Below are 11,887 nucleotides of genomic sequence, written 5' to 3'. Positions count from 1 at the left end.
CATGTTTTTTATGTCGCCATCTTCATTTCCAATCTCAGCTTATCGGCTACCATAGCTATAAATTCGGAGTTTGTGGGCTTACCCTTTCCGATATTTATCGTATAGCCAAACAGGGAATCTATTGTATCAATCTGTCCTCTGCTCCATGCAACTTCGATTGCATGCCTTATTGCCCTTTCAACCCTGCTGGGCGTCGTATTGTATTCCTTTGCTATCGAAGGATATAACTGCTTTGTAATTGAATTTATCACGTCAAGGTCCTTGACAACCATTATGATGGCATCCCTTAGATACTGATAACCTTTTATATGTGCCGGCACGCCTATTTCATGCATAATATTCGTTACTTCAGCTTCAAGATTCTTTGGCTGTGGCAGGTGATAGGATGCTTTGATTTCGCTTGCGATATTCTCCTGCCTTATAACATTGGATTGGCCTACATTCTTCAGTTGCCTTATTCTTGAAATCAAAACTTCCATATCAAAAGGTTTTACAACATAGTATTCCGCTCCCAGTGCCAGTGCTCTTTGTGTTATCTTGTCCTGGCCTACCGCGGAAAGAATAATAAACAGCGGTCTCTTACTGATTGCAGTTGCCCCTATTTTTTCCAAAACTCCCAATCCGTCTAAATGGGGCATAATGATATCAAGTATCGCAATGTCAGGAAGTTTTTCAACTATAAGATCATAAGCTTCGATACCGTCTCTGCTACGCCGACTACTTCAATATCTTCCTGATTATTGAGGTATTCATATAAAATATCACCAAACTCCCTATTATCATCTGCGATTACAACCCGAATCTTATTTGACGTCAAATTGACTCCCCCTTAATTTTTTGTAAAAGACTGTTAGTAAATTTATAGCATTATTATATTGTCTATTCGACAAAATTTCAATATACTGGGTAATGAAATTAATCTTTATATAACTATATTTACATATATAATACTGCATATTCATTTACTGTAAGTACTGGTATTTGTGGATTTTCCGGCACAATAAAACCTTTTATGATATTTTTTAATCTAAAAAGAATATTTTAAAAAACTCGGAAATATGCAAAATTCCGGGAAATATGCAATTTATGTAAAATATGTGTATCCTCCCTACGAAAATACACATATTTTAATGTTTGTTACAAATTATGTTTGAAGTAAATATTTATTTTAAGAAGCATTGGCCATTTCAACACTTTGTAAATTTGCATCCGCCATATTTTTTACCATCCACTCGATCAATATACCATATCCCCTTGCCGGATCATTCACCAGTACGTGGGTTACAGCTCCTACCAGTTTGCCGTCCTGTAAAATGGGACTGCCTGACATTCCCTGAACAATACCTCCCGTTGCTTCAAGAAGTCTTTGGTCAGTTACCCTTATAATCATTCCTTTCAAACCATTGGCACTTTTCCTTGAAACCTTTTCAATTTCAATACTGTATTCTTCAACATTTTTTCCGTCAATATTGGCGAGTATAGTGGCAGGCCCTACCTTTATATCATTTCTCAAAGCTATAGGATATCTTACGTTTGAAAACTTATCCAAAGCCGTATCATTCAAAGTACCGTATATGCCATAATGACTGTTTTTTATTATTTTTCCCAAGGCACCACCGTCTTCTATCAATACACCCTTAAGCTCTCCCGGGTTGCCTTTAGTGCCCTTTTTTATAGTAAGAATATTTGATTCTATGAGTTCCCCTCTTTCAACGGGCATAATTGCTCCCGTATCAATATCCGTAATACCGTGTCCTAAGGCTCCGAAACCTTTAGTCACCGGGTCGTAAAATGTAAGCGTTCCAATACCTGCCGTGCTGTCTCTGACCCACATCCCTACATGGTACTTATTATCTTCAACCGATTTAACCGGCGTCATTTTTGCATTGTTATAGCTGTTTCCCCTTTTATATTTTACCCATATGTTCCCCCCATGCTTTTTTCCACTTCATTTATCAAATCATAGGCAGTATCAACACGGTTGTTGTTCACTTCAACTATGAGATCCCCGGGTTTGAGCCCGGAATCCCTGGCCGGAAGAAGCTTCTTTCCATCGGGGGTTTCAACATCCGACAATCCAATAACCAATATTCCGTCTACTTTAATTTTTACTCCTACAGTATTTCCGCAGGCAACAACCTCTTTATACGGAACAACGTCAACATACATCGTCTTTAAGGGAATAAGCCCTAAAAGCTTCAAACTCAAGCTTGTTCTTCCCAGTTTGCTGGCTTTGAACATCACTCTGTTTCCGGTACCCTTATAATCTTCATTATTAACTTTTATGTCTTCACTGTCAAATATTAATATATCATTGTTATCTGATTTGAAATTTACAAGGTTTACAAGAAGCGGATTCTTGAATTTATAAATATATTCCTGGTTTTCAAATAATGTTAACTGGTTGGGAAAGATATAAATTAATCTTATATATGCAATACTCAAAATTGCGGCAAAAGCACTAAAAAAAACTATTAGTTTTCTTTTAGTAGGTTTTATAAACTTCAAACGGCTCACCTCCTGTTGTCTAGTTCTTGAAAATAGAAATTCTCCTAAAAATTTGTTAACATAAATATTCTGGTATTGATTGTTTTTCCCCTCGATTACTAACATTAAATTAACCTATAACAACCTTAATTATTCACCAAAAACAGTTCTGAAATAATGTTAAAAAATAGCGGCTTAGTTTTTATAAAACAAAAGCTCGGGACATCGAGTCCCTTCGCTTTTGCCTCTTTCATTTTATTCCAAGAGGCAAAAAAAGCCCGGGACATCGAGAGTCACTTCGCTTTTGCCTCTTTCATTTCATTCCAAGAGGCAAAATAAAAAGCTTGGGATTGTCGTTCTCCCAAGCTTTTTACAAGTTTATTCAAAAACCTATTTTTTAAATTCCCTTGCTTTGACAAGCATTTCTTCAGCATGCTTTAATGTAATATCGGTAATACTTGCTCCTCCGATAATCCTTGCTATCTCATCCCTCTTGCCTTTTTCATCAAGCTTTTTAACTACTGTCTTTGTATTGCCGTCCTCGGTTACCTTGTCAATATAATAGTTATTGTCTGCCATACAGCTATTTGTGCCAGATGGGTAACAGATATAACCTGATGGGTTTTCGAGATGTAGCAAAGCTTCTCTCCCACCTTTTGAGCGGCAATACCGCTTATTCCGATGTCAATCTCATCGAATATCATTGTGGGTATTTTATCTACTTTAGCAAGAATTGTCTTTATGGCAAGCATAACCCTTGACATTTCACCGCCGGAGGCTATCTTTGCCAAAGGTTTTAAAGGCTCACCCACATTGGTGGATATCATAAACTCAACCCGGTCAAGTCCGTTGTGATTGTACTTTCTTTCACCCTTGTCCATGGAATCGTCAAAATCTATTTCCACCTTAAGGCTGGTGCTTTTCATTTCTAGGTCCTTAAGCTCCTCTCCTATCCTATCTTCAAGAAGCTTTGAGGCCTTCACCCTCTCGCTGTTTATTTCCTTTGCCAAACGGTATAGCTCCTTATCCTCTTCAAGAAGCTCTTCATTTAGCTTATTCACCATGTCTTCATTATTTATAATCTCGTCCAATTCCTTTTGAATTCCGGCCTTATATTCTAAAATTTCTTCCACCGAATCCCCATACTTCTTTTTAAGCCTGTACAATACATCGAGCCTGTCTTCAATTTGCATAAGAAGACTTGGGTCATATTCCACATTGTCCCGCAAGCTGCGAATTTCCGAAACAATATCGTCAAGTTCAATAGCAACTGCCTCTATTCTCTTTCTAATCTCACCGTACTTTACATCAAACTCCTCTATACTGTCAAAATCCGACACTGCTTTATTTACTATATCCAGCGCGGATTCTCCGAATTTGCTCCCTGTGCCCAAAAGTTCATAAGCGTTGGAAAGTGCGTTTGTAATTTTCTCGGAATTTGCCAAAAGTCCCCTCTGCCTTGCAAGCTCCTCTTCTTCGCCAATCTTTAGCTTTGCCTTTTTTATTTCATCAATCTGATATTTGAGAATATCTATTTTACGCTCCCTTTCATTCCTGTCGCCGGTCAATTCTTTTAATTTGCTTTTAATCCCACGGTATGTCTCAAGATGCTTCAAATACTCATCTTTCAAGCTCTGCAGCCCGGAAGATGCAAAAGAATCCAGAAGATCAATGTGGCTTTCGGTTCGAAGGAGGGATTGGTTGTCATGCTGTCCATGGACATCAATGAGTCTTTCTCCCAATTGCTTGAGCATTGAAACAGTTGCAATTCTGCCGTTAATCCTGCAGGTATTCTTTCCTGTGACGGTAAACTCCCTTGATATAACCAAAGTGCCGTCCTCTTCCCCTTCTATTCCAAAACTTTCCAAAAGATCCTCAACCCTTTTTTTATCCACGTGAAAAACAGCTTCAACAACAGCCTTGTCCCTGCCTGTCCTTATAAGGTCTTTGGACAGCCTTTGCCCAAGAATTGCATTTATTGAGTCAATTATGATGGACTTGCCCGCTCCCGTTTCGCCGGTCAATACATTAAGCCCGTCTCCCAGCTCAATTTCAACCCTGTCAATTATAGCCACATTCTGAATTTCCAACCGTTGAAGCATGACCAAACCCTCATTTCTTTAAGGATAAATGATTTTATAAAATTAACTCCACATCCAATTATCTGTCATCGGATTTTACGAGCTTGCTCAGCTTTTCAACAAACTCCTTGGCAATCTTTTCGGTTCTGCAAACAATAAGTACAGTATCATCTCCGGCTATCGAGCCGACTATCTCCGTATTGTTCATGGAGTCAATTGCCGATGCCGATGCCGGTGCCATGCCCGGAAGGTTTTTACCACTACGATATTGTTTGCATAATCACTTGAAACATAAGACTCTGAAAATATTGTCATAAGCCTGTTATATACAGTATTGTCCGTGTTGGTAAGAGGTGCATACTTATACCTTCCGTCCTCTGTCATAACTTTTATGAGCCTTAGCTCTTTTATGTCCCTTGATATTGTAGCTTGAGTGACTTCCATACCTGCCTTTTTCAGCCTGTCCGCAATCTCTTCCTGGGTCTCGATAACCTCTTTGTCAATAATCTCCAGTATTTTTGCCTGCCTGTTGTATTTCATATTACTTCATACTCTCTCCTCTGTCATAAATTTTACCCCTTAACACATCGAAAAAGTTTCTCTCATTAAGCCTTACCATAGGCATCCTTATCCTGGATTTTTTCGTTATAATTACGTCCCCACCTCTGACCTCATAGCCATTCTGGCCATCAACGGTGACCATTGCTTCGTGGCTGCTGCTCTCGGAAACCACCACTTTTATCACCCTGTCGGCCGTAGCTATAAAAGCTCTTGAATACAAAAGGTGCGGACATATCGGTGTACAAATAATCAAATCTACGTCCGGCTCTACCAAAGGTCCTCCTGCCGATAGAGAATAAGCTGTTGAGCCGTAGGGGTTGAAATAATCAGACCATCCCCCGGATATAGGTCCATAAAAGCATCGTTAATATATGTTTTCAGGTGTAAAATCCTAGATATAGCTCCCCGGGAAATAACAACGTCATTGAGCACAATATCTTTCGCAACAACCTTGCCATCCCTCACAATTTCGGTATCAAGCATCATTCTTTCATCAATGGTGAATTCACCTTTAATAAGATGCTTTACCGCATTTTCAATGTCGTTTTTGTCGACATCGGCCAAAAAGCCCAGCTTTCCAAGATTAACCCCCAAAAGGGGCTTGGCTTTTGCCACAATTGTCCTGGCGGCCTTAAGAAAAGTACCGTCACCTCCAAGACACACAATAATGTCCGACATGTCAACTACTTTGTCCTCATTGATATTTAACTCTTTATCCCCGATCTTTGATGCGATTTCGTCGCATACAAGGGCTGTTCCGCCGCATTTTCTTATGCTGTCAATAAGGGTCCTCGTATATTTAAGATCCTCATCTTTATCTTCGTTAGGTATTATTCCTATTTTCAACATTATATCCCTCTTGTCCTAAAAAAGTAACAATATCTTATAGCCAATCTTCTGTATTATAGTCATCCCCAATTAATTCCATACATTTATTGTATAAATATAAAATGGTCTTTTTGCAATAATTATATAAAATAAATTGTAAAAGCACAACATTTAATAATACTTTAATTATATTATTATAATTATTTCTTAAGTTTTTTTCGATATTTAATAATAAGCGGTACAATGCGGTTCTTTGAGTTGTACCCATTGCATTTCCATATTTTAATTATAGAAATTACTCGTTGGAATTTTTGTACTGTGTTGCATTTAGTATACATCTTTTATGCAGATTGTATAATTTCAGGAGTTGATAACAAATATGAACATACTTAACAACAGATATAAGGTAATCACAATTATCAAGGAAGACTTATCGAATACATTATATCTTGTTTCAGATATGATAAATGACAATAAAAAATGGCTTTTAAAATCATCAATCCAGAATCAATACCTTTAAAAGCCATGGAAAATTTGAAGACAGAGTTTGTCACTCTTTCTTCTCTGTCCCATCCCAACCTTATGCAAACTTATGGGTTTGGAGCAATACATTCCATTGACGGCAGCCTGACTTCATCCAAACAATACTACTGCTCCTATGAATATATTAAGGGCAAAAATATAATTAATGCCGTTTCAAACATGAGTTTTGAAAAGAAAATCGCCATTATTCTGCAAATATGCAATGCTCTGGCTTACTTACACAGGAGAGGGTTTTACTTTAAAAATCTTGACCATAAAAGTGTTATCATAACCGAAATCAATGGCAAACCTTGTGCAAAACTAATTGGAATGCCCGGTAACGAAGAATTGGAAAAAGTGGTCTTTCGCCTAAAGAAAATATCCAATCAGTTTAAGCTGCCCGAAGATTTAAGGACTATAAGCAATAATAATCTTCTTGACCTCTATTCTCTAGGGGTTTTGATTTTCTATCTCCTGACAGGCAAAAATCCCAACAGAAACAACTTTTTAAACCTCCGGGAACAGTACCGAAACAATCCTTCCGTCTTAAAATCGGTCCCGGGCAATATAGACAGGAAAAGAATATTGGATGTTATCAATAGACTTACATCCACAAATCCTGCCGATCAATACAAGGATATATACTCCGTAATTAAAGAAATTGAAGAAATATGCAATATCAAGGAAACCCATTTTCAAAAGAAATATTTTGAAAAAATCATAACCAAAACCAAGCTCATAGGAAGAAATGAAAACATAAATCAGTTGAATTCATGGGTAAACGAGGTTTCAATCAATAGTTGCAATCAAAAAATTACCTGTATAACCGGCGAAGCCGGTATTGGTAAAACAAGACTTTTAAGTGAATTTCTGTTCTCAATGAGTCTTGAAAAAATAAGGGTATTGCACGGTGTGTCCTCCGAAAACGAAGAAAATACCTATGAACCGGTAAAGCAAATACTGGAACAACTAATGCCCCTCTCACCGGCTGAAATATTGGAAAGCTTCAAATCCGAGCTTGTTAAAATTCTGCCCGATGAAAAAAGCTTGAAAGGGGCAATTCCAAGCCCTGCTCTGCCCGACGAAAAAGAAAAGCTAAGGCTTAAGGTAAGAGTTGCCAACTTTATATCCAATATTTTGGAAAAAGAAGTATCCATTTTAATATTTGACAATGCACAATGGCTGGATGAAGCCTCTTTAGAGCTTATTGACTATCTTGCAACCTCAAAAAAGCTTCCCCTTTGCATAATTCTCTCCTACCGGAAAGAATCGATGCACAAAAACAAAGCAGGCCAAAAATATATTGACAAATGGCTAACCTCATCTATTGCCAATGAAATAACTCTTACCCGGTTTGATTTTGAAGAGACCTGCGAATTTATAAAAAATGTTCTTGCAATAACAAGTTCTCCAGTTGCCTTCTGTACGGAAATGTTCCGTTATACCGAAGGAATCCCGGGATTTATAATAGACGCTATTACGGCATTGTTCAAAGAAGGAAAACTCTATATTGACGACAACGGTCAATGGAGTACCGAATTTGACGATGATGCGGATTACTCCAGGCTCTATATTCCGCCGAGCATGCACGAAGCTGTGTGGAAGCATATAAATACTTTGGACGAGATTTCATATAGGGCTTTAGAAACAATCTCAGCCTTCAATATGCCTGTGTCCTTTGAGATAATCGTGTCAATATTAGAGACATCCAGCAATGAAATAAGGGATATACTTGCAGAACTCATTTCCCACCAGATAATAGAACAGCGGCTGGCAGACTGGGGATACACTTACGATTATCACTCGAAAAAAATAAAAAATGAGATATACAAAAAGATTGAACCCTCCAGAAAAAAGCGCTTCATAAAAAATGCTCCGAAATCCTGGAGGAAATGTATAAAGACGATAACAGAGTAAATAAGGATGAGCTTATATATCATTACATCAAAACCGGTGAAAAGCAAAAGGCTCTAAAGCTTATTATAGAATCGGCGGACAGAATGTTAAAACTTCACATCAATGCCCAGACCATGGTCTATCTGAAAAAAGGACGTCAGATAGCCAAAGAGATTTCCTCCACAAATGACACTATAAAGATTCTTCTTATGATGGGTGAGCTCCACCGCAAAAAAGGAGAAAACCGTAAAGCCTTTGAGTGTTACAATGAGGCTTTGAAATATGCAGTGGAGTTTGATGACAAAGTTACAATTGCAAAAGTCAAGGAAGTAATTGGGGCCCTCCATACAAGGAAGAATGATTTTGACCGCGCGCTTTTATCCTTAAACGATTCTTTGATGCTGTCCAAAGAAATCGGATATGTGGAAGGCTATCTTGAAGCCGTTCGTCGTATATGCTGGGTATATATATTTAAGCGTAAAAATGAAGAAGCAATAGATATGATTAACAATGTTCTTTCTGAGTACGGTGACGAAAAGTACTCCCTCTATCATCCTCTCTTTACAATGTTCTCGGCACCCATTATCTGGAACAGTCAAATATAGACGGGGCGTTAAGATGCTACAACAAAAGCATAGAGCTTTACGAAAAAAACAATGAAAAAGTTGAAATAGCCTATCCCCTAAACAACATTGCCACTGTATTTGCCGAATTTTTAAACGATAATGCAAAAGCCCGGGAATATTTTGAGAAATCCCTTCAGATAAACATTGCCAACAATATGGTTGAAGGGATATCCAGCTGTTATGACAACCTCGGCGAAACCCACCGGTTAGAAGACAATTATACCCAGGCACTGGAATACTACTTTAAATGCGAAGAACAAGCAAGGGAAAGCGAGCTTAATTCCCTGCTGTTTACGGTCAATAAAAATATTATGCTTGCTTATCTGGAACTGGACGAATACCAAAAATCCTACGAATATCTTCTTAAGGTAAAACGGGAAATGGAAAAAAATTCAGATCGCGGACATGACCTTCAGATTTTCTATGAATACGCAGCAAGATTTTATTTCGAAATAGGATGTTTTGAAGAAGCAAAAAACACTGCATTAAAAGGAATAAGCACATGCAAAAAGTCAAGCACCAACGAGAGCCTGACTTTAAATTGCATTGTCCTTCTGTCCGAGCATTATGTCTCAAACCGCAAGGATTCAGAGCTTCTTTTCCAAAATGCTCTGACTTTACTGAAAAACCACGAATTCAGCTCCACCGTCAAGGAACAAAGAGATATGCTCCACCAACTTGCCGAAACACTAATTGCTTTCGGTAACATAGAGGCTGCCCAAAGTCTATTGAAAAAAAGCTTGGAACTTAGCACAACCGTTAATACAAAAAAGCTGGAAATAGAGTACCTTATTCTTTACGGCACCTGTGAGGGCGGAAGATATGGAATTGAAATCATTAACAGGGCTTTGGAATTAAATGAAGAATACAAAAGTCTCCGTTTGAAATGGAAAGGTTATAGAGCAATTGGAGATATTTATTATTCCATGAAGGAAAAACAGTTGTCCGGCACAAACTATATAAAAGCCTTGGATACACTGTATCATCTTGCGCAAAAAGTTCCCGTTGAATTTCACAGTTCATTCCTGTATTCCCATAACCGTGAGGAACCCAGGACCAGGCTCCTTTCCCTTAAAGCCGACAATTTACGCGAACAGGAACTTGTACTCAAAAGGCAGATGAGCAATAAAATTAATAACGGTAAAAATATCGCGCAACATTTCTTTGACGGAATAAATTACGAATTGATATTTAAGGAGCCCGGAAGCAGTATGGCTTCGGATGCCGGCGAAAACCATACTTCAGAATTAAGTGGAGAAAAAATTGAAATTATAGAAAGTTTGCTTATGAAATCTACGTCAGATTATCTTAGCAACCTAAAGATGATCCTTGAAGCCGCATGCAACCTGACTTCGGCAGAGACAGGCTATATACTCCGCTACAATGATAAAAACGAGCTGAATGCTTTTGTTGTCCATAATGAAAACCCAGAGTGCGATTATTACAACTATATAATCGAACGCACTAACGAAAATATTGACGGAATATTTACGGCCAATAATTTTAATAAAAAAACGGGCAATATCGACATATTCCTTCCGGGACAAATCAAGGCCGTTATGTGTATCCCCTTATACAACCATGTTCCTGGCGACAAATTTTCCCCTGTAAAACAAGCAAAAAGAAAACGCCGGGAATCCAACGATTATGACATTAAAGGTTATATTTATCTTTCAACCCAAAATGTATTCAATAAGTTTTCATGGCAGAGCTTTGGCATGGTTAAGCTTCTTTCAAAAATTGCCGCTATTCAAATAGAGAATTACGACCTGAAAATAATTTCATCCATTGACAGGTTGACTGGGGCATATACAAGAAAATTCTTCGAAAATGCCATTGAGACACAGCTTAAAAAGGCCAGCAGAGAAAAAAGCCAGCTGTCAATAATTATGATTGATATAGACAAGTTTAAAAGTGTAAATGACAACTACGGACATCAAAAGGGAGATGAAATCCTCTCAAAAGTGGGCAATATTTTAATCAAAAGTATAAGGCCGACAGATATTTGCTGTAGATACGGAGGAGAAGAATTTGTAATCATACTTCCGGATACCGGCCCCTCAGAGGCCGAATCCCTGGCTGAAAGACTGAGAAGCACCGTAGAAAAAGCACGCTTAATGGGACAAGGAAACAGTCTCACCATCAGCCTGGGTATATCCTGCTATCCCAAGCATGGGAGCATCCGCAACGAGCTAGTCGAGAAAGCCGATCAAGCCCTTTATCATGCAAAAGAGTCGGGACGAAACCGCTTCTCACTCTGGAATACAAAGATGAGAAAACTCTCTAAAAGAATGGATAAGCTTGCCGGCATCATATCCGGCAATGTCATGCACGACCAAAGAAATGTTCTTGCTTTGCTGGAAATTGTGAGATTGTCCAACGAAATAATGTCCTTCGAAGATAAAATATACCGAGTGCTTGGATCAATAATAGACACTTTTGATTCGGAATATGGAGTTCTCGTAACCTGTCAGGAGCAAAGCTGCAGGATTCTAAAGGTATATGCAAGAAAAAGTACAGTACCGGGATGGGTTGAGGAAGAGTGCTACAACAAAAAAATCGTAGATAAGGTATTAAAGCAAAAGACCGGAGCTTATCTGGTGGATTGGGACAATGTTAACGTGCTTGATTCGCAAACCGGTGAGCCCATACTTAACTCAATAGTAGTTGAACCCATATTAAGAGGAAAAGATGTCAAAGGAGCTCTCTATCTTTCCTGCCCCATCAGTCGAAAAGAGTACGGTTTTAACGAACTGAACTTTCTCGGTACATTGGGAAACATTATATCCGGCATTTTATCAATGTCATAAACCTATAAAAGCTTTAGGAATTGAGCCCCAATCAAGGAGAAAAATAAACAAGGGGGGGCTAAATCCCCCCCAAACT

The 11,887-nt window shown here is 38.3% G+C and carries 5 protein-coding genes and 5 pseudogenes; 4 read left to right on the top strand and 6 right to left on the bottom strand.

All coding sequences use genetic code 11. The features are described 5' to 3' along the window. Positions 1–8 precede the first annotated feature (8 nt). The 6 genes and pseudogenes from spo0A to JCM21531_RS03850 form a co-directional block, all read right to left on the bottom strand. Positions 9–653, bottom strand: a complete 645-nt coding sequence (gene spo0A, locus JCM21531_RS03870) for a sporulation transcription factor Spo0A (protein ID WP_439644277.1) — start codon at positions 651–653, stop codon at positions 9–11. A 23-nt stretch (positions 654–676) separates the two neighbouring features. Then, positions 677–817: a hypothetical protein gene (locus JCM21531_RS24765; protein WP_439644276.1), complete on the bottom strand. Its 141-nt coding sequence runs from the start codon at positions 815–817 to the stop codon at positions 677–679. Positions 818–1,168: 351 nt separating this feature from the next. Further along, positions 1,169–2,508 (bottom strand): annotated as a pseudogene (gene spoIVB, locus JCM21531_RS03865) (SpoIVB peptidase). A gap of 369 nt (positions 2,509–2,877) precedes the next feature. Beyond that, positions 2,878–4,589 (bottom strand): annotated as a pseudogene (gene recN / locus JCM21531_RS03860) (DNA repair protein RecN). Positions 4,590–4,647: 58 nt separating this feature from the next. Next, positions 4,648–5,108 (bottom strand): annotated as a pseudogene (locus tag JCM21531_RS03855) (arginine repressor). A gap of 1 nt (position 5,109) precedes the next feature. Beyond that, a pseudogene (locus tag JCM21531_RS03850) lies at positions 5,110–5,978 on the bottom strand (NAD(+)/NADH kinase). A gap of 459 nt (positions 5,979–6,437) precedes the next feature. Between JCM21531_RS03850 and JCM21531_RS20420 the strand changes: the two are divergent. The 4 genes and pseudogenes from JCM21531_RS20420 (at position 6,438) to JCM21531_RS20405 (ending at position 11,811) form a co-directional block, all read left to right on the top strand. Next, positions 6,438–8,396: an AAA family ATPase gene (locus JCM21531_RS20420; RefSeq protein WP_243467168.1), complete on the top strand. Its 1,959-nt coding sequence runs from the start codon at positions 6,438–6,440 to the stop codon at positions 8,394–8,396. Next, positions 8,372–8,980 (top strand): tetratricopeptide repeat protein, encoded by a 609-nt coding sequence (locus tag JCM21531_RS20415; RefSeq protein ID WP_243467167.1) that lies wholly within the window; start codon positions 8,372–8,374, stop codon positions 8,978–8,980. The genes JCM21531_RS20420 and JCM21531_RS20415 overlap by 25 nt, the downstream gene beginning before the upstream one ends. Then, positions 8,962–9,081, top strand: a pseudogene (locus JCM21531_RS20410) (hypothetical protein); the annotation flags it as partial. The gene JCM21531_RS20415 and the pseudogene JCM21531_RS20410, both read left to right, overlap by 19 nt. Before the next feature lie 75 nt (positions 9,082–9,156). After that, positions 9,157–11,811, top strand: a complete 2,655-nt coding sequence (locus JCM21531_RS20405; RefSeq protein WP_243467166.1) for a GGDEF domain-containing protein — start codon at positions 9,157–9,159, stop codon at positions 11,809–11,811. Positions 11,812–11,887: the final 76 nt, after the last annotated feature.

Origin of the sequence: Acetivibrio straminisolvens JCM 21531 (assembly GCF_000521465.1) — a bacterium.
GTDB lineage: Bacteria > Bacillota > Clostridia > Acetivibrionales > Acetivibrionaceae > Hungateiclostridium > Hungateiclostridium straminisolvens.
The sequence above is the reverse complement of the archived record's forward strand: the minus strand, read 5'-3'. Positions and strand labels throughout refer to the sequence as shown.